At 70.4% G+C, this 18270-nt stretch carries 20 protein-coding genes and 1 pseudogene; 13 read left to right on the forward strand and 8 right to left on the reverse strand.

The genetic code is table 11. The features are described from left to right. Nucleotides 1–4: 4 nt before the first annotated feature. From V1318_RS17075 to V1318_RS17100, 6 genes and pseudogenes are all read left to right on the forward strand, one after another. A complete protein-coding gene (locus V1318_RS17075; protein ID WP_332940935.1) occupies nucleotides 5–739 on the forward strand; it encodes a DUF6776 family protein in 735 nt (244 codons plus the stop codon). A 2-nt stretch (nucleotides 740–741) separates the two neighbouring features. After that, a pseudogene (locus tag V1318_RS17080) lies at nucleotides 742–1098 on the forward strand (polymer-forming cytoskeletal protein); the annotation flags it as partial. Nucleotides 1099–1206: 108 nt separating this feature from the next. Continuing rightward, nucleotides 1207–1935, forward strand: a complete 729-nt coding sequence (locus V1318_RS17085; RefSeq protein ID WP_332940936.1) for a DUF6776 family protein — start codon at nucleotides 1207–1209, stop codon at nucleotides 1933–1935. A gap of 220 nt (nucleotides 1936–2155) precedes the next feature. Beyond that, a complete protein-coding gene (gene erpA, locus V1318_RS17090; protein WP_332940937.1) occupies nucleotides 2156–2533 on the forward strand; it encodes an iron-sulfur cluster insertion protein ErpA in 378 nt (125 codons plus the stop codon). Nucleotides 2534–2601: 68 nt separating this feature from the next. Then, the gene (nudC, locus tag V1318_RS17095) at nucleotides 2602–3501 is read left to right on the forward strand and encodes an NAD(+) diphosphatase (RefSeq protein ID WP_332940958.1); all 900 of its coding nucleotides are present in this window, start codon (nucleotides 2602–2604) and stop codon (nucleotides 3499–3501) included. Between the two features lie 117 nt (nucleotides 3502–3618). Further along, the gene (locus tag V1318_RS17100) at nucleotides 3619–4524 is read left to right on the forward strand and encodes a hypothetical protein (protein ID WP_332940938.1); all 906 of its coding nucleotides are present in this window, start codon (nucleotides 3619–3621) and stop codon (nucleotides 4522–4524) included. 18 nt (nucleotides 4525–4542) lie between these two features. Here the strand turns inward: V1318_RS17100 and V1318_RS17105 are convergent, their stop codons facing one another. The 4 genes from V1318_RS17105 to V1318_RS17120 all read right to left on the reverse strand — a co-directional run bounded on the left by V1318_RS17105 (nucleotide 4543) and on the right by V1318_RS17120 (nucleotide 7658). Next, the gene (locus V1318_RS17105) at nucleotides 4543–4821 is read right to left on the reverse strand and encodes a CD225/dispanin family protein (RefSeq protein ID WP_332940939.1); all 279 of its coding nucleotides are present in this window, start codon (nucleotides 4819–4821) and stop codon (nucleotides 4543–4545) included. Nucleotides 4822–4882: 61 nt separating this feature from the next. Then, the gene (locus tag V1318_RS17110; protein WP_332940940.1) at nucleotides 4883–5305 is read right to left on the reverse strand and encodes a DUF2752 domain-containing protein; all 423 of its coding nucleotides are present in this window, start codon (nucleotides 5303–5305) and stop codon (nucleotides 4883–4885) included. A 1-nt stretch (nucleotide 5306) separates the two neighbouring features. Further along, nucleotides 5307–5636: a CD225/dispanin family protein gene (locus V1318_RS17115; RefSeq protein WP_332940941.1), complete on the reverse strand. Its 330-nt coding sequence runs from the start codon at nucleotides 5634–5636 to the stop codon at nucleotides 5307–5309. A 141-nt stretch (nucleotides 5637–5777) separates the two neighbouring features. Next, nucleotides 5778–7658: an MFS transporter gene (locus V1318_RS17120; protein WP_332940942.1), complete on the reverse strand. Its 1881-nt coding sequence runs from the start codon at nucleotides 7656–7658 to the stop codon at nucleotides 5778–5780. A gap of 296 nt (nucleotides 7659–7954) precedes the next feature. Here V1318_RS17120 and V1318_RS17125 point away from each other — a divergent pair, with 296 nt between their 5' ends. Then, the gene (locus V1318_RS17125; protein ID WP_332940943.1) at nucleotides 7955–8236 is read left to right on the forward strand and encodes a hypothetical protein; all 282 of its coding nucleotides are present in this window, start codon (nucleotides 7955–7957) and stop codon (nucleotides 8234–8236) included. 152 nt (nucleotides 8237–8388) lie between these two features. Here V1318_RS17125 and purD read toward each other — a convergent pair whose 3' ends face one another. From purD to purH, 3 genes are all read right to left on the reverse strand, one after another. Beyond that, nucleotides 8389–9687 (reverse strand): phosphoribosylamine--glycine ligase, encoded by a 1299-nt coding sequence (purD, locus tag V1318_RS17130; protein ID WP_332940944.1) that lies wholly within the window; start codon nucleotides 9685–9687, stop codon nucleotides 8389–8391. Between the two features lie 90 nt (nucleotides 9688–9777). Further along, entirely contained in the window at nucleotides 9778–10290 is a 513-nt protein-coding gene (locus V1318_RS17135; RefSeq protein WP_332940945.1) for an N-acetyltransferase, read from the reverse strand. A 2-nt stretch (nucleotides 10291–10292) separates the two neighbouring features. Further along, on the reverse strand, nucleotides 10293–11867 hold the full coding sequence (purH, locus tag V1318_RS17140) for a bifunctional phosphoribosylaminoimidazolecarboxamide formyltransferase/IMP cyclohydrolase (protein WP_332940946.1): 1575 nt from the start codon (nucleotides 11865–11867) through the stop codon (nucleotides 10293–10295). A 277-nt stretch (nucleotides 11868–12144) separates the two neighbouring features. Here purH and V1318_RS17145 point away from each other — a divergent pair, with 277 nt between their 5' ends. Genes V1318_RS17145 through V1318_RS17170 form a run of 6 tightly spaced genes read left to right on the forward strand, consistent with a single transcriptional unit; the run spans nucleotide 12145 to nucleotide 18042 of the window. Continuing rightward, nucleotides 12145–12789: a CDP-alcohol phosphatidyltransferase family protein gene (locus V1318_RS17145; RefSeq protein WP_332940947.1), complete on the forward strand. Its 645-nt coding sequence runs from the start codon at nucleotides 12145–12147 to the stop codon at nucleotides 12787–12789. Further along, the gene (locus V1318_RS17150) at nucleotides 12786–14528 is read left to right on the forward strand and encodes a bifunctional alpha/beta hydrolase/class I SAM-dependent methyltransferase (RefSeq protein ID WP_332940948.1); all 1743 of its coding nucleotides are present in this window, start codon (nucleotides 12786–12788) and stop codon (nucleotides 14526–14528) included. Before V1318_RS17145 ends, V1318_RS17150 begins: the two co-directional genes overlap by 4 nt. After that, the gene (locus tag V1318_RS17155; RefSeq protein ID WP_332940949.1) at nucleotides 14525–15868 is read left to right on the forward strand and encodes a phosphatase PAP2/dual specificity phosphatase family protein; all 1344 of its coding nucleotides are present in this window, start codon (nucleotides 14525–14527) and stop codon (nucleotides 15866–15868) included. The genes V1318_RS17150 and V1318_RS17155 overlap by 4 nt, the downstream gene beginning before the upstream one ends. Further along, nucleotides 15865–16413: a hypothetical protein gene (locus V1318_RS17160; RefSeq protein WP_332940951.1), complete on the forward strand. Its 549-nt coding sequence runs from the start codon at nucleotides 15865–15867 to the stop codon at nucleotides 16411–16413. The genes V1318_RS17155 and V1318_RS17160 overlap by 4 nt, the downstream gene beginning before the upstream one ends. Then, nucleotides 16406–17074: a lysophospholipid acyltransferase family protein gene (locus V1318_RS17165; RefSeq protein WP_332940952.1), complete on the forward strand. Its 669-nt coding sequence runs from the start codon at nucleotides 16406–16408 to the stop codon at nucleotides 17072–17074. Before V1318_RS17160 ends, V1318_RS17165 begins: the two co-directional genes overlap by 8 nt. After that, nucleotides 17071–18042: a phosphatidate cytidylyltransferase gene (locus V1318_RS17170; RefSeq protein ID WP_332940953.1), complete on the forward strand. Its 972-nt coding sequence runs from the start codon at nucleotides 17071–17073 to the stop codon at nucleotides 18040–18042. The genes V1318_RS17165 and V1318_RS17170 overlap by 4 nt, the downstream gene beginning before the upstream one ends. Before the next feature lie 33 nt (nucleotides 18043–18075). Here V1318_RS17170 and V1318_RS17175 read toward each other — a convergent pair. Continuing rightward, nucleotides 18076–18270 (reverse strand): hypothetical protein (locus V1318_RS17175; RefSeq protein ID WP_332940954.1); only part of this gene is annotated, 195 nt, incomplete at its 5' end.

Genomic DNA, 18270 nt, shown 5'->3' on the forward strand with positions numbered 1-18270 from the left:
TCGCATGGCCAAGGCCCCACCGCCCCGTTTCGTCATCGTCCAGCAGCAGCCCGACCGGCGGCCGTTGATCGCGGCCGTGGTGGCGGCGATCTGGCTGAGTTCGCTGGCCGGCGCTTGGGCCTGGGCGACCTGGCGCGCGGCGCCGCAGCTGCCCAAGGTCAGCGCCGAACTCGACGCCGTGCGCGCGACCCTGCGCGAGCGCCAGGCCCGCCTGGACCAGCTGGAGCAGCGCGAGGCCACCTTGCAGCGCTCCGACCAGATCAGCCGAGTCGCCAACAAGCAGATCCAGGGCGCGCTGGCCGAGCGCGAGGAAGAGATCGCCGACCTGCGCGCCGACGTCGCCTTCTACGAGCGCCTGGTCGGTTCTACCGGCAAGCCGCAGGGCCTGAACGTGCATTCGACCCAGTTCTCGCCCGAGGCCGGCGGCACCTGGCGATATCTGATCGTCCTGACCCAGAACCTCAACCGCGGCGCAGTCAGCGCCGGCCGGCTGGAGTTCGCGGTCGAGGGCGTGCGCAACGGCAAGCTGACCACGGTCGGCTGGGCCGAGCTGCACCAGCGACCGGCGGCGCCGGCGCAGGACTACTCTTTCCGCTACTTCCAGCAGCTCGACGGCAGCGTGATGCTGCCGGCCGGCTTCACCCCGCAGCGCGTGCGAGTATCGCTGCGGGGCGACAACGCCTCGGTGGATCAGGCGTTCGACTGGCGCAGCGGCGCCACCGTCACAGGGGAAACCTAAGCATGTTCAAGAACAAATCCACCCAGCTCGCCGCGGGCCAGGTCGACACCATGATCGGCCCGCAGGTGGTGATCCGCGGCGACCTGCAGTTCAGCGGCGGGCTGTACATCGAGGGCCGGATCGTCGGCAAGATCGTGGCCGAGCCCGGCCAGAAAGCGGTGCTGACCCTGGCCGAGAACGGCAGCATCGAGGGCGAGGTGCATGCGCCGGTGGTGGTCATCAACGGCGAGCTCACCGGCGACGTCTACGCCGCCGAGCGGGTCGAGCTGGCGGCCAAGGCGCGCGTGCTGGGCAACGTGCATTACAAGGTGGTCGAGATGATCGCCGGCTCGATGCTGACCGGCCGCCTGATCCATTCCGACACCGCCGCCCCGCCGCGCGCGGGCGCTGAAGCCCCGGTGACCGCGCACGCTCTGGCCGACTGACGGGAGATTGCGCCGGCCCGCGCCGCGCCCTATTAATGGGGCATGGCCGAATCCGAACCGCGCAGTCCCCAGAACGCGCCCAGCCACTGGCGCTACGCCGCCGCGGTGGCGCTGGCCGCCGCGCTCGCGTTCGGCGGCTGGGGCCTGTGGCGGGCCTGGTCGCCGCCGCCGCCGCCCCCCGCGGTCGGCCCGGATGAGGTCCGCGACGCGCGCGTCGAGCAGGCCGAACTCGAGCAATTGCGCCAGCGCGTGACCACGCTCAGCCGCTCCGATCAGATCAGCCGCGAAGCCAATCGCGACCTGCAGGGCACCCTGTCGGAGCGCGACGAGGAAATCGCCGGCCTGCGCGCCGACGTCGCCTTCTACGAACGCCTGGTCGGTTCCACCGCGCAGCGCCGCGGCCTGGCCGTGCACGCGCTGCGGGTGCAGCCGCAAAACGGCGGGGCCTGGCATTTCACCGGCACCCTGACCCAGAACCTCAACCGCGGCGCGGTCAGCGCCGGCCGCCTGACCGTGGCCCTGGAAGGCAGCCGCGGCGGCAAGCTGCAGAAGCTGAGCTGGGACGATCTGCGCCAGCAGCCCAATGCGCCCGGGCTGGCCTACTCGTTCAAGTATTTCCAGCAGATCGAGGGCGACCTGTTCCTGCCCGCGGGCGTGACCCCGGTGCGGGTGACCGTGCGCCTGGCCCCGCAGAGCGGCGCGGCGGTGGAGCAGTCGTTCACCTGGGCCGAGGCGACGCGCGAGGGCAATGGGGCGACCGCGGCGGAGTAGGGGGGCACTGCGTACTTCCGCAGCCCCAGGCCTCGATGCTCTTGCTCGTCAGTCCCGCGAGAGCGGGAACGACGATTCGAGGGCTTCGACGGAATTGCCGCTGCGCCAGGCGCCTCAGGCCCTCGAATCGAGGCCCGCCGCGCCGCGATATCCCAACGATCGACCGCAGCGTTCGATCCGCGAGCTTGAATGCGGCGCCTTCGCGCCCCATCCTGAGAGGATGGAAACGATCACTGCCCTGCCCACGGCGCCCGACTACCACTCGCTGGAGCGGCCGCTGGATTTCACCGCCGCGGCCGCGACCAAGGTCCGCGAGCTGATCGCGGAAGAGGGCAATGCCGCGCTCAAGCTGCGCGTCTACATCCAGGGCGGCGGCTGTTCGGGCTTCCAGTACGGCTTCGAGTTCGACGAGCAGCAGGGCGAGGACGACCTGGCCGTGCAGACCGACGGCGTCACCCTGCTGGTCGATCCGCTCAGCCTGCAGTACCTGATGGGCGCCGTGGTCGATTACACCGAAAGCCTGCACGGCGCGCAGTTCGTGATCCGCAATCCGAACGCCAAGACCACCTGCGGTTGCGGCTCCTCGTTCGCGGTGTGAGCGAGGCCGGCGACAACCCGACGGCGCGCGCGCCCTACGCCTTCGTCGAAGCCGGCAGCGATGCCGCCGTGCGTGCGGCGCTGGACCGTGCCGATCATCTGCGCGACCAGCCCGAGGCGCTGACCGCGCTGTGGTCGCGGGCGCGCGTGATCCTGCTCGACGAATCCGGCCAGGCAATGGCCGACGACGACGGCCAGTTGCTCGCCCCCAGCGGCGCCGAACTCAGTTCCGGTCCCGGCGGCGTCGGCGCGGCCGTGTTCCTGGGCCTGGCGCCGGACGGCGGCGGCTGGTTCGCGCTGGAATCGGCGCTGACCGCGTTCGAGGCGCCGCGCCGGGTCGATCTGCGCAATGCCGCCGCGCATTGGCCGGCGCTGCACGCCAGCGTGTTCGCGCAGGCGCGCGCGCTGCAGCATTGGCGCTCGCGCAACCGCCATTGCGGCGTCTGCGGCGGCGAGGTCGGATTCTCGCGCGGCGGCTGGCAAGGCCGCTGCACGCAATGCGATGCCGAACACTATCCGCGCACCGATCCGGCCGTGATCGTGGCCGTCAGCGACGGCCAGCGCCTGCTGCTGGGCCGCCAGGCCGGCTGGCCGGCGCGGCGCTATTCGGTGCTGGCCGGTTTCGTCGAGCCCGGCGAATCGCTGGAGCAGACCGTCGCGCGCGAGGTGCTGGAAGAGGCCGGCGTGCGCGTGCTGCGCTGCCGCTACCTGGGCTCGCAGCCGTGGCCGTTCCCGGGCGCGCTGATGCTGGGTTTCTTCGCCGAGGCCGGCCCGGACGAGCCGCAGGTCGGCGACGAACTGGAAGAGGCGCGCTGGTTCAGCGCCCAGGAAGTCCGCGAGGCCCAAGCCCGCGGTGAGCGCCCGCCCAGCGAGGACGACCAAGGCCCGCTGCTGTCGCCCAGCATTTCGATCTCGCGCTGGCTGATCGATCAATGGCTGGCGGCCGTCGAGGCAGGTACTGCGCGTTGAGCCACGGTAGAATCGGCTGACGAGCGTCGCGGAACGTCCGGCCGGATGGCCGGAGTCGGCCATGACGCCTTCATCGGACACATTCATCGGATTGGCCACGCCGGGAGCCGGGACGCAATGTCAGAAACGCTGATCGCCGCCGTCGTCGCGCTCGTGCTCGGCCACCTCGCGCAGTCGCTGGCGGCCTCGGTGCGGCATTACGGCTGGTACGCGGACTGGCTGCGCTGGCTGGGCACGCGTTTCCCCGAGGACAGCATCTGGCGCGGCCGCTGGGGCATCGCCCTGGCGCTGGTGCCGCCGCTGCTGGCGGTGGGCCTGTTCCAACTCGCCCTGGACGAGCCGCTGTACGGCCTGGCCGGGCTGGTGTTCGGCATCGCCGCCCTGTTCTACGCCTGGGGGCCGCGCGACCTGGACCTGGACGTGGACGCGATCGTCGCCGCGCCGGACGCGGCTGGGCGCCGCGAGGCCGCCTCGCGGCTGTGGCCGGAAGGCGCGACGCCGTCCCTGGACGGCGGTTCGCTGGTCGAGGCGGTGTTCCGTAACGCCCTGCGGCGCTGGTTCGGCGTGCTGTTCTGGTTCCTGCTGCTGGGCGCGTTCGGCGCGGTGCTGTACCGCCTGACCGAGCTGGCGGCCGAGGGCGAAGCCGCGCAGGAACTGCCCGGCGAAACCGCCGCGGGCGCGCGCACCCTGTTGGCGATCCTGGAATGGCCGGTGGCCCAGCTGCTGACCCTGGCCATGGCCCTGGTCGGCAACTTCGACACCGTGCTGGGCGCCTGGCGCGAATCCGGCGGCGCCTCGCTGAGCCTGGACAACCGCTTCCTGGGCGCGGTCGCGCGCGCGAGCGTGAAGACCGAGCTGGCCGAGGAGGCCGCCGACTACGCCGAAGACAACGGCAGCGGCGCGGCCGCGCTGACCGGCTCGGAACTGCCCGAGCTGCGCGATGCGATGAGCCTGGTCTGGCGCAGCCTGCTGGTATGGCTGGCGGTGCTGGCCTTGTTCGTGATCGCCGGCTTCGTCAGCTGATCGCCCGATCCAGCGGCCTCAATGCCCGCCGAGCGCGGCGCCGAGCACGGCGAGCCCGCCGAAGCACACGAACCACAGCACCACCGCCACCGGCAGCGCGACCACCGATGCGATCGCCCAGTTGATGGCGCTGCGCGAGGCCGCGCGCGCGCCGGCGATGTCGCCCGCGGCGCGTTTGCCGTCGACCTGGGCGGCGTACACGATCGAAACCACGCCCAGGGGTAGGCAACAGAACAGGGTGGACAGGATCGCCCAGACCAGGTGGTTGGGAACGTATTCGCCGTAAGGTGCGTTCATGCGGTTCTTCTAGGGATGGAATGGTGCGCCGCGTTCCCGGCGGCGAGACGGACGGTGCGGCTCAGCCCGGCGCGAGCCAGCTGAACGGCCACCAGGGCAGATTGCGCGCGATCCAGTAGCCGAAGATCAGCGTCAGCCAGAACTTGGCGCTGAGCAGCACGTCGATCGCACGCTTGGGCAGGGGCAGGCGATAGCCCATGCCGTGCGCGATCAGCAGCGGCAATGCCGGGATCACCACGAACAGCAGCGGGTTCATCGCCAGCGCCTGGCCGAGGTCGCCGTGGACCAGGCCGTGCATGGCGCGGGTGCTGCCGCAGCCCGGGCAGTACAGCCCGGTGAAATGGAAGAACAGACAGCCCGGTAGCGGACTGTCGGGCGCGTTCGGATCGACGCGCCGCAACAGCCAGACGCCGGCCCCGGCCGCCGCGAGCGCGGCGGCCGCAGCCGTCGCGTGCCACAGTCGGGGCTGGCGCAACGCGCTCATATCACTGCGCGTTCTGGATCTGCTGCATCATTTCCATGTACTGGGCGGTGCCGCCCATCATGAAGCTGCCGATGTTGAGCAACAGGCCCAGGGCGACCACCGCGGTCGCGACCCAGCACCAGATCTTGGCGTTCTCGGAGGCCTTGCGCGCGCCTTCCAGATCGCCCGCGTTGGACTTGCTGTTGACCTGCGAGCCGTAGACGATGCCGACGATGCCCGGCGCGCAGCCGATGATGCAGCACAGGCAGAAGCCGAGCACGGTCATGCTGATCGACCAGGCCAGGTAGTTTTGAATCGGCTGCGCAGGCGCGGCCTGAGACGGCTCGTACATGGGTATCCCCTATCCTTGTTGTGTAGTGTGATCGCCGGCACGAGCCGGCGCCCCCTTGCCCATCCTAGCAGCGGGCCGCGACGGCTGTCAGTCCTGAACGGGCTTTAGCGGGTTTTTTCAGGCCGCGTTTCAGGCCACGTTTCAGGCCGCGTCGCCGCGCAGCGCGCGCACCTGCGCCTCCAGGCCCTCGGCGTCGGCGGCGGCGCCGTCCATCGGCGCGGCGGCGACCACCTCGACCTGGGCGCGGAAGCGCCGCGGCACGCGCATGCGCGCCATGCGCGAATCGCGATGGCTCCACATGCTGGTCCACATGCCGCGCAGCGCCATCGGGATCACCGGCACCGGCTGCTTGGCCAGGATGTGTTCGACGCCGGACTTGAACTTGGCGATCTCGCCGTCCTTGGTCAGGGCGCCCTCGGGGAAGATGCCGACGATCTGGCCGTCGGCGAGCGCGGCTTCGATCTCCTCGAACGCGCGCCGCATGATCTCGGGGTTTTCGCGCGCGCCGGCGATCGGAATGGCCTTGGCGGTGCGGAAGATCCAGCTCATCACCGGGATGTTGAAGATCTTGTAATACATGACGAAGCGCACCGGGCGCGGAATGCTGGCGCTGAGGATCAGGGCGTCCATGTAGCTGACGTGGTTGCACACCACCAGCGCCGCGCCTTCGTCGGGGATGTGCTCGATGTCCTTCACCCGCAGCCGGTACAGCGCGCGCACCAGCACCCAGCTCATGAAGCGCATCAGGAACTCGGGCACCAGGGTGAAGATCCAGATCGCGACCAGCACGTTGGCGATCGCCAGGGCCAGGAACAGCTGCGGGATGGTCCACTCCAGGAAGCGTTGCAGCGCCACGCCCAGCGCCGCGGCCAGGACGATGAAGGCCGCGTTCTGGATGTTCATGCCGGCGATCACGCGCGACAGTTCGTGCTTGGGGGTGCGGCTCTGGATCAGGGCGAACAGCGGCACCACGAAGAAACCGGTGAACAGGCCGATGCCGACCAGATCGATCACGATCCGCCAACTGCCCGGCTGTTGCATGAAGGCGGCGATGTCCATGCCGACGATCGGCGCCAGGCCGGTACGGGCGAAGTAGAGGTCGAACAGGAACGCACTCATGCCGAACGCGCCCAGCGGCACCAGACCGATCTCGACCGTGCGCGCGGACAGCTTCTCGCACAGCATCGAGCCCACGCCGGTGCCGATCGAGAACAGCGCCAGCGGGAATACGTACCAATCGCCCAGGCCGAGGTTGAGCTCGGTGTAGTTCGGGATGTTGCTGGTCAGCACGGTGCCGACGAACCAGAACCAGGACACGCCCAGGATCGAGTTGCGCACCGCGACCTGCTTGCGTGCCAGGCGCAGGATCGCCAGCGACTCCGGCAGCGGGTTCCAGTTGATCTTGAGCTCGGGCGCGCCGGCTTCCGCGCGCGGGATCGCGCGGCTGACCAGGTTGCCGGTCACGGCCAGCACCACGATCGCGATCGCCGCGACCATGGGGCCGTGGTCGCCGGCGATCTTGAAGATCACGCCGCCGAAGATCATGCCGATCAGGATCGAGATCGAGGTGCCCATCTCGACCAGGCCGTTGCCGCCGGTGAGCTCCTCGGGTTTGAGCACCGAGGGCAGGATCGAATACTTGACCGGACCGAACAGGGTCGACTGCAGGCCGGTGCAGAACAGCGCGGCCAGCAGCACCGGCAGGTTATGGGTCAGGAAGCCGATCGCCGCCAGCGACATGATCACGATTTCCATCGTGGTCGTGATCCGGATCAGGCGCGACTTCTCCAGCTTCTCGGCGATCTGGCCGGCGGTGGCCGAGAACAGGAAGTACGGCAGGATGAAGATCGCCGGCGCCAGATTGGTGTAGAGGGTCTTGTCGGCGGCGTCCACGCTCAGGTAGCCGAGCAGGCCGATGATGGCTTGCCGGTAGACGTTGTCGTTGAACGCACCCAGCGCCTGGGTCAGGAAGAACGGCAGGAACCGCCGTTGCTTGAGCAGCTCGAACTGGTTGTGCGCCATGCGGCCTGCGGGTCCGGTCAGGTCCGCACGTCGATGTGCGGCTCGTGCGAAGGGTTCGCCGGAGGAGCCTAGCAAAACGTCCGCGACAGGGTGTAGCGGCTCGGGCGAGGTAGCGGAAAACTAGCCCGGGGATGGCGCCGGCCTAGCCTTCGCCCGCGCCGGCCCTGGCGCCGCGGGCTGGTTCCATCGGGTTTGCGCGCCGAGTGAAGACCGCGTGTGCGGGACGGGGGGCATTTCGCATCCAGCCAGCTTCGCCTAGCTACCCTGGACCGAACCCTTGCGAAGAGGAGCCCGCCATGTCCGCCGATACCAAGACGCCGCTGGACCATGTGAATACGGCGCTGAACCAGCTCAAGGAAATGCGCCATTACTCCAAGACCTATGTGGAGCAGCTGACCGCGCAGTGGCTGCTGTTCGACGGCGAGCTGTCGAAGCTGAAGCTGGCCGCGCACATCGAGGACCTGATGGTGCGTCAGGGCGAGTTGTACGACGCGCTGGAAAAGGAGATCGCGGAGTTGGAGGAAGTCGCCGTGTCCTTGCAGCCTGCGCCTGAGGAGGCGGCTGGGGCGGCGCACTAGTTGTCGCGTTTGCGCCGGCGTTGGTGTTGGCGCGATCGCGGCTTACGCCGCTCCCACAGAGAGCGGGTGCGTCGCTACGGAATTGAGCGAAGAAGAACGGCCGGGAGCGCGTAGCTTCCGGCCGTTTTGTTTTTGCGTTGGGCGAACCGGGACTAGGACTGCGCGGCTTGCCGCTCGCGTTCGATCGCGCGCCAGCCGATGTCGTGGCGGTGGAATTCGCCGTGCCAGGAGATGCCGGCCACCGCTTCGTAGGCGCGGTGCTGGGCTTCGGCCACGCTCGCGCCCAGCGCGCATACGCACAGCACGCGGCCGCCCGCGGTCACGACCTGGCCGTCGACCAGTTGGGTGCCGGCGTGGAAGACCTTGCTGTCCTCGGGCATGGGCACGTCCCAGGTGCTGATCGGATCGCCGGTGCGCGGGGTGTTGGGGTAGTGCTCGGCGGCCATCACCACGCCCAGCGAGGGGCGCGGGTCCCACTGCGCCTGGGTCTCGTGCAGGCGGCCGTCGATCGCGGCCTCCACCAGGTCCAGCAGGTCGGACTGCAGGCGCATCATCACCGGCTGGGTTTCCGGGTCGCCGAAGCGCACGTTGAACTCGATCACCTTGGGTGCGCCGGTCTTGTCGATCATCAGCCCGGCGTAGAGGAAACCGGTGAAGGGGATGCCGTCGGCGATCATGCCGCGCACGGTCGGCTCGACCACTTCGCGCATCACCCGCGCGTGCACTTCGGGGGTGACCACCGGTGCCGGCGAGTAGGCGCCCATGCCGCCGGTGTTGGGGCCGGTGTCGCCGTCGTGGACGCGCTTGTGGTCCTGCGAGGTCGCCATCGGCAGGGCGGTGCGGCCGTCGACCATGGAGATGAAACTGGCCTCCTCGCCATCGAGGAATTCCTCGATCACCACGCGCGCGCCGGCCGCGCCGAAGGCGTAGTCGGCCAGCATGTCGGTGATCGCGGCCTCGGCCTCGGCCAGGCTCATGGCGACGATCACGCCCTTGCCGGCGGCCAGGCCGTCGGCCTTGATGACGATGGGGGCGCCCTTTTCGCGCACGTACTCCAACGCTTCCTCGACGTGGGTATGCACGGCGTAGTGCGCGGTCGGGATCTTGTGGCGGGCCAGGAAGTCCTTGGCGTAGGCCTTGCTGCCTTCGAGCTGGGCCGCGGCCGCGCTGGGCCCGAAGATGCGCAGGCCGGCGGCGCGGAAGCGGTCGACCACGCCCGCCACCAGCGGCGCCTCGGGGCCGACCACGGTCACCGCCACGCCCTCGGCCGCGACCAGGGCCAGCAGGCCGTCGATGTCGGTGGCGGAGACCGCGACGTTGCGGCAGCCGTCCTCGGTGGCGGTGCCGGCATTGCCCGGGGCGACCAGCACCTCGCTCACGCGCGGCGACTGGGCCAGTTTCCACGCCAGCGCGTGTTCGCGTCCGCCGGAACCGATAACGAGGACTTTCATGCGAACTCCTGATGGGTGGATGGCGGCGCGAACCGCGAATTTTACGCGAGCCGGCCGTAGCGGGCGATGAGCGCGGGCGCGGGGCCGCGCTCAGGCCAGGTCGAAGGCGGCGTGATAGGCCACCTCGCCGCGCGCGCTCGCGCCGGCCAGGGGCAGGGCCATGAAGTATTCCGGCGGCAGGCCCGGGTAGCGCAGGTCCGCGTTCGCGGCGAAGCCGAAGCGCGCGTAGTAGGCCGGATCGCCGGCGACCACGCAGCCGGCGGCGTCGAGCGCACGCAGCCGCGCCAGTCCGGCTTCGATCAGGGCGCGGCCGATGCCGTGGCGCTGCTGCGCCGGCGCCACCGCGACCGGGCCCAGGCCGTACCAGCCCGGGCTGCCGTCGCCGATGGCGACCGGCGAGAACGCGACGTGCCCGAGCACCTCGCCGTCGCGTTCGGCCACCAGCGACAGGCTCAGGGCATCGGCGGCGCGCAGGGCGTCGACGATGTGGTGTTCGGTCTGCCGGCTGTGCGGATGCCCGGCGAACGCGGCCGCGACCACGGCGCGGATCGCGCCGATGTCGCCGGCGCGTTCGTCGCGGATGCTCGGCGCGCCGACGTCCATGCTCAGTGGCGGAAGTGGCGCACGCCGGTGAACACCATCGCCAGGCCGTGCTCGTCGGCGGCGGCGATCACTTCGCCGTCGCGCATCGAGCCGCCGGGCTGGATCACCGCGCGCACGCCGGCGGCGGCGGCGGCGTCGATGCCGTCGCGGAAGGGGAAGAAGGCGTCGGAAGCCATCACCGAACCCGGCACCACCAGGCCGGCTTCCTCGGCCTTGAGCGCGGCGATCTTGGCCGAGACCACGCGGCTCATCTGGCCGGCGCCGATGCCGATGCTGCGATGGTCGCGGGCGTAGACGATGGCGTTGGACTTGACGTACTTGGCCACGCGCCAGGCGAACAGCAGGTCGGCCAGTTCGGCCTGATCGGGGGCGCGCTGGGTCACCACCTTGAGCTCGTCGCGGCCGACTTCGCGGATGTCGCTGGTCTGCATCAGCAGGCCCGAGCCGACGCGCTTGACGTCCATGTTGTTGCGGCCGTCGCCGTGCGGGATGCGCAGCACGCGCACGTTGGCCTTCTTGGCGCAATAGGCCAGCGCGGCCTCGTCGTAGTCCGGCGCGATCAGCACCTCGACGAACTGGCGGTCGAGGATGGCCTTGGCGGTGGCGGCGTCCAGGCGGGTGTTGAAGGCGATGATGCCGCCGAAGGCCGAAGTGGGGTCGGTGGCGTAGGCCAGCTCGTAGGCGTCGCCGCAGGCCACGCCCTCGGCCACGCCGCAGGGGTTGGCGTGCTTGACGATCACGCAGGCCGGGCGCTCGAACTGGCGCACGCATTCCCAGGCCGCGTCGGCGTCGGCGAGGTTGTTGTAGCTCAGCTCCTTGCCCTGCAACTGGCTGAAGGTGGCCAGGGTGCCCGGCACCGGGTACAGGTCGCGGTAGAACGCGCCCTGCTGGTGCGGGTTCTCGCCGTAGCGCAGGTCCATGACCTTGACGAAGTTGCTGTGCTGCTGGGCCGGGAACTGCTGGCTGCGGGCGCCGTCGGCGTCCAGCGAGGACAGGTAGTTGGCGATGCAGGCGTCGTACTGGGCAACGCGGTTGAACGCGGCCACCGACAGGGCGAAACGGGTCTGCGCCGACAGCGTGCCGGCATTGGCCTGCAGTTCCTCGATCAGGCCGGCGTACTGGGCCGGGTCGGTGGCGACCGCGACGCGGGCGAAGTTCTTGGCCGCCGAGCGCAGCATGGCCGGGCCGCCGATGTCGATGTTCTCGACGATGTCCTCGAACGAGCTGTCGGCCTTGGCCGAGACCTGCTCGAACGGATACAAGTTCAGCACCAGCAGGTCGATCGCGCCGATGCCGTGCTCGGCCATCACCGCGTCGTCGATGCCGGCGCGGCCGAGCAGGCCACCGTGCACGATCGGGTGCAGGGTCTTGACCCGGCCGTCCATCATTTCCGGGAAACCGGTGACGTCGGAGACGTCGCGCACGGCCAGGCCGGCGTCGCGGATCGCCTTGGCGGTGCCGCCGGTGGACAGCAGTTCGACGCCATGGGCGGACAGGGCACGGGCGAGGTCGAGCAGGCCGCTCTTGTCGGAAACAGAGAGCAGCGCCCGGCGGACGGGCAGGCGATCGGAGGTCATGCGGGGAGTCGGGCAGCGGAGGGGCGCGGGAATTATAGCCGCGCGGGGCCGGCGACCCGGCCCTTTCGGACCGGCACAGCCGCGTTTTTCGGCGCCGGCAAACCCGGTCGGCGCGGGCGCGGAGGCTTGCGACGACGGCAAGAGGAGCGCGGACCTAGCCCCGCCGGCCAGGATTGCGCTACCCGATGCGTTGCCGCCTGGATCCTCCGTCATCGCGGCCCGCAACCGCTAAGCTGGTCCGCGACCGCCCGATCGGGGCATGGGGAACGCTCAGGGAATGGCATCGATCTACGCATTGAAGGGGCGCTTCCAGGCGCTGTTGCGGCCGCTGGTGCGCGCGCTGTTCGCCGCTGGCGTCACCGCCAACCAGGTCACCTCGCTGGCGGCGCTGGGGTCGCTGGCGGTGGCGGCCTGGGTCGCGCTGTGCGGCGGCGCGCAGCCCTGGGTATTCGCGGCCCTGCCGCTGTGGATGTTCCTGCGCATGGCCCTGAACGCGATCGACGGCATGCTGGCGCGCGAACACGGCCAGCAGTCGCGCCTGGGCGCCTACCTCAACGAGCTGTGCGACGTGGTCTCCGACAGCGCGCTGTACCTGTCCCTGCTGGCGGTGCCCGGGGTCGCGCCCTGGACCCTGCTGCTGTTCGCGGGGCTGGCGGCGCTGACCGAATTCGCCGGAATCCTGGGGCCGATGGTCGGCGCGCCGCGCCGCTACGACGGCCCGATGGGCAAGAGCGACCGCGCCTTCGTGGTCGGCGCGCTGGGCCTGGCGCTGGCGCTGGGTTGGGCCGGCGCGCGCGCGACCGAACTGGTCGCGATCCTGGCCGCATTGTTGTGTGTGTGGACGGTGCTGCGGCGGATCTCCGCCGGCGTGCGCCACGGCGCGGCGCCCGCCGACGCCGCAACGCAAGGGAGTCGCGAATGAGGGAACACCAGGAACGCCACTACGCCAGCTTCGACGGCGCCCAGCTGTACTACCGTCATTGGCCGGCGCGCGGCGAGGGCCCGCGGCGCGCGGTGGTGCTGCTGCATCGCGGTCACGAGCATTCCGGCCGGGTCATGCACCTGGTCGACGAGCTGGGCCTGGACGATTGCGATTTCTTCGCCTGGGATGCGCGCGGCAACGGCCGCTCGCCGGGCGAACGCGGCGACGCGCCCGGCTTCGAGGCGCTGGTGCGCGACCTGGACCGCTTCGTCGCCCATATCGGCGACACGCACGGGATCGCGGTGGAGGACACCGCCGTGATCGCGCAGAGCGTGGGCGCGGTGGTGGCCGCGACCTGGGCCCACGACTACGCGCCGCGCCTGCGCGCGCTGGTGCTGGCCTCGCCGGCGTTCAAGGTCAAGCTGTACGTGCCGTTCGCGCGCACCGGCCTGGCGCTGATGCAGAAGCTGCGCGGCAATTTCTTCGTCAACAGCTATGTGCAGCCGCAATGGCTGAGCCACGACCCCGAGCGCGTCGCCAGCTACCGCAGCGATCCGCTGATCGCGCGGCCGATCTCCGTGCGCGTGCTGCTGGGCCTGTACGAGGCCGCCGAGCGCATCGTCGCCGATGCGCAGGCGATCCGGGCGCCGGTGCAGCTGCTGGTTTCGGGCTCGGACTTCGTGGTCCATCGCGCGCCGCAGGACCGTTTCTACGAGCGCCTGGGATCGAGCATCAAGCAGCGCCATTTCCTGCCCGGCTTCTACCACGACACCCTGGGCGAGAAGGAGCGCGCGCCGGCGCTGGCCAAGATCCGCGATTTCCTGCGCGCGCGCTTCGAAGAGCCCCTGCAGCACGCCTCGCTGCTGGACGCGCACCGCCACGGCGACAGCTTCGAGGAGGCCGAGCGCCTGGCCTGGCCGCCGCAACGCAATTCGCTGCAGGATCTGCGCTGGCGCTTCGTGCGCGCCAGCCTGCGCTTCGGCGGCACCCTATCGGAAGGCATCCGCACCGGCCTGGACACCGGCTTCGATTCCGGCAGCAGCCTGGACTACGTGTACCGCGACCAGGCGCTGGGCGCGGGGCCGCTGGGACGCATGGTCGACCGCAACTACCTCAACGCGATCGGCTGGCGCGGCATCCGCGTGCGCCGCAGCCATCTGCACGAGCTGCTGGGCGAGGCGATGCGGCGCTTGCGCGCGGCCGGCGCGCCGGTGGACGTGGTCGATATCGCCGCCGGCCATGGCCGCTATGTGCTGGAAGCCCTGGCCGGCGGCGCCGACTCGATCCGCCTGCGCGACTACAGCGAGCTCAACGTGCGCCGGGGGCGCGCGCTGATCGCCGAGCTCGGCGCCGGCGGCGTGGCCACGTTCGAGCAGGGCGACGCCTTCGACCGCGCCGCGCTGGCCGCGCTCGCGCCGCGTCCGACCCTGGCGATCGTGTCCGGCCTGTACGAACTGTTCCCCGACAACGCCCTGGTGCGGCGTTCGCTGGCCGGCCTGGCCGACGCGGTCGCGCCGGGCGGCTACCTGGTCTACACCGGCCAGCCCTGGCATCCGCAGCTGGAGTTCATCGCACGCGCCTTGACCAGCCACCGCGGCGGCGAGGCCTGGGTGATGCGGCGGCGCTCGCAGGCCGAGATGGACGAACTGGTGCGCGCGGCCGGCTTCCGCAAGCTCGATCAGCGCATCGACCGCTGGGGCATCTTCACCGTGTCGCTGGCGCAGCGGGTCGACGCATGAGCGAGGTAGGCGGCCGCAGGCCGTGGCTGCGCGCGCTGTTGTGGCTGGCGTTGCTGGGGCCGTTGTTCTTCCTCAGCTACGGCTATGCGAATTCGGTCGCGGCGCAGCGCGTGGGCGTGCCCAGCATCGTGTTCGGCTGGGAGCGGGCGATCCCGTTCTGGGCCTGGACCATCGTGCCGTACTGGTCGATCGACCTGTTCTACGGCATTTCGCTGTTCGTCTGCCGCGACCGCCGCGAACTCGACAACCAGGCCCTGCGCCTGCTGACCGCGCAGGCCATCGCGATCGCCTGCTTCCTGGCGTTCCCGCTGACCTTCAGCTTCGTGCGGCCGCCGACCGACGGCGCGTTCGGCTGGATGTTCGACGTGCTGCTGGGTTTCGACAAACCCTTCAATCAGGCGCCGTCGCTGCATATCGTGCTGTTGATCGTGCTGTGGGTGCGCTTCGCCCAGCACCTGGGCGGCGTTTGGCGCTGGCTGCTGCACCTGTGGTTCGGCCTGATCGGGGTGTCGGTGCTGACCACCTACCAGCACCATTTCGTCGACGTACCGACCGGGCTGCTCGCGGGCTGGCTGTGCGTGTGGCTGTGGCCTGAAGGCGTCCGTTCGCCCTGGCGCGCCGCGGCCTGGGCGCGCGATCCGGCGCGTTGGCGGCTGGCGGCGTGGTATCTGGCCGGCGCGGCGCTGTGCATGGCGCTGGCCTGGGCCCTGCGCGGCGCGGCCTGGTGGCTGCTGTGGCCGGCGACTTCGCTGCTGCTGGTGGCGCTGAACTACGCGCTGCTGGGTGCCGACGGTTTCCAGAAACGCGCCGACGGCCGTCTCAGCGCAGCCGCGCGCTGGCTGTATGCGCCCTATCTGTGGGGTGCGTGGATCAACTCGCGGCTGTGGACGCGGCGCGCGCCGCAGCCGGTCGAGGTCGCCGACGGCGTCTGGCTGGGGCGCATGCCCGGTCGCGCCGAGGCCGCGCGCTACGCCGCCGCGGTCGACGTCTGCGCCGAGCTGTCGGCGCCGCCGGCGCTGCGGCTGGCGGCGGTGCGGCCGATGCTGGACCTGGTCGCGCCGGAGCCGCAGGCCCTGCGTGCGGTCGCGCGCGACATCGAAACCGCGCGCGCGGCCGGCGCGGTGCTGGTGTGCTGCGCCCTGGGCTATTCGCGCAGCGCCGCGGCGGCCGCGGCCTGGTTGCTGGACAGCGGCCGCGCCGATACCGTCGAGGCCGCGATCGCACGCGTGCGCGCCGCGCGGCCGGCGGTGGTCCTGGGCGAGGCGCATAGACGCGCGCTGGAAGATGCCTATGCTGCTGCGATCACCCCTACGGCCTCGCTAGGAGCGCCCGCCCTATGACCACGTCCTTCGACCTGCACGCGATGGCGCTGCTGTTGCGGCAAGGCCGGCGCTTGAACTCGTTCTCGTTGGGGCTGTTGGCCCTGACCGGGCTGTGGCTGCTGTTCGCCGCTTTCGGCTACGGCACGATGCGCGGCGCCGGCTACATCCTGGGCGGAAGCATCATGGCGGGCTTGCTGCAGTTCTACTACGCGACCCGGGTCGATTTCGATGCCGGCCTGCTGATGTGGGCGGCGCGCGAGCGCGATCTGGCGGATGCGGCGGCGACCCTGGATGCCAGTATGCAGGCGCTGAATCTGGTGCCGCCCGAACGCGGCGGCCGCGACTGGTCCGAGCGCATAGGCGGCGCGCGCCGCTTGCTGCTGCGCCAGGCGCTCTCCTTGGCCGCGCAGCTGCTGTTGCTGGCGGTGGCGTGGTGGCTTGCGGTGCAGCCGTTGAACCGTGGCGAAGAAGCCAAGGCCTCCGACAACGGTCGGGTTGCGTTGCAGGTCGACGCCGCGCGCTCGTTGCCGGCGTTGCGATCCGGGGGACGAGCGCATGCTTAGCGGTTGGATCGCCGACGGTTTCAGTTTCGCGATCCGCGCCCTGACCGGCGCGCGCGCGTTGTGGCGCTGTCCGCCCCTGGGCGATCGCCGGGTCTATTACGGCAACCATGTCAGCCACGGCGATTTCGTGATGATCTGGTCGGCGCTGCCGCGCGCCCTGCGCGACGAAACCCGGCCGGTCGCGGGCGCGGACTATTGGCAGCGCGACGCCTTGCGCCGCTATCTGATCCGGGAAGTGTTCAACGGTGTACTGGTGGACCGCGAGCCCAAGCCGCAGGACTGCGGAGATCCAGACCAGCGCCGTCACGAGGCCATGCAGACCCTGTGCGATGCGGTCGACGGCGGCGCCTCGCTGATCCTGTTCCCCGAGGGCACGCGCAATCAGGGCGACGGCCTGTTGCCGTTCAAGAGCGGTCTGTTCCACCTGGCCCGGCTGCGGCCGGAATTGGAGTTCGTACCGGTGTGGATCGACAACCTGGCGCGGGTGATGCCCAAGGGCAAGCTGCTGCCGCTGCCGCTGCTGTGCACCGCGACTTTCGGCGAGCCGCTGCGCCTGCACAGCGACGAGGACAAGCCGGCGTTCCTGGCGCGCGCACGCGAGGCGCTGCTGGCCCTGTCCGGCGACGGCACGGGCGCGCGCGGATCGGAGGGCGGCGCATGAGCGCGAACCTCGCGACCCTGATCGAGCGCCTGAAAGTGTTGCCGCATTCGGTGCTGCTGTTCCTGGGCGTGGCCGGCGTGCTGCTGCTGGCCACGACGATCGCGGAGTTCCTGCGCTGGCGCACGCGCGGGCGGCCCAGTCCGGTGATCGCCAACCTGACCGCGCGCATCCGCGCCTGGTGGGTGATGGCGGCGGTGGTCGGGGCGTCCTTCCTGATCGGACGGGTCGGCGTGATCGTGTTGTTCGCGCTGGTGTCGCTGTTCGCGCTGCGCGAGTTCATCACCCTGACGCCGACCCGGCGCAGCGATTACTACGCGCTGGCGGTGGCGTTCTACGTGGCCCTGCCGCTGCAGTACTGGCTGGTCTACACCGACTGGTACGGGCTGTACACGCTGCTGATCCCGGTCTACGCCTTTCTGCTGCTGCCGATCCTGTCCACGGTCGGCGGCGACACCACGCACTATCTGGAACGCGCGGCCAAGGTGCAGTGGGGCCTGATGATCTGCGTGTTCTGCATCTCGCACGTGCCGGCGCTGTTGAATCTGGACATTCCCGGCTACGAGGGGCGCAATCTGCTGTTGATCGCGTTCCTGGTAATCGTGGTGCAGTCCTCGGACGTGCTGCAGTACGTATGGGGCAAGTTGTGCGGGCGGCGCCTGATCGCGCCCAAGCTGTCGCCGTCCAAGACGGTGGAGGGTTTCGTCGGCGGGGTGGCGTCGGCGACGGCGTTGGGCGCGGCGCTGTGGTGGATCACGCCGTTCACGCCCTGGCAGGCGGCGGCGTTGGCGCTGGTGATCAATCTGATGGGCTTCTACGGCGGCCTGGTGATGTCGGCGATCAAGCGCGATCGGGGGATCAAGGATTGGGGGCACATGATCGAGGGGCATGGAGGGATGCTCGATCGCCTGGATTCGGTGTGTTTCGCCGCGCCGGTGTTCTTCCACTTGATCCGGTACTGGTGGGTGTAGCCGGACGCTTTGCGCGCACTGCGCGCAGTCCGGCTACACGCCCGGCCAGGGATGGCCGGGCCGGGCGATCCGGAGCCGTGGCGGTCGCGCCATGGATGGCGACATCGAAATCCGTGCCGCGCCGTATTCGCGCATTGCGCGCAGTCCGGTGACACGCCCGGCCAGGGATGGCCGGGCCGGGCGATCCGGAGCCGTGGCGGTCGCGCCATGGATGGCGACATCGAAATC

Source organism: Lysobacter sp. CCNWLW3, assembly GCF_036697405.1.
GTDB lineage: Bacteria > Pseudomonadota > Gammaproteobacteria > Xanthomonadales > Xanthomonadaceae > Lysobacter.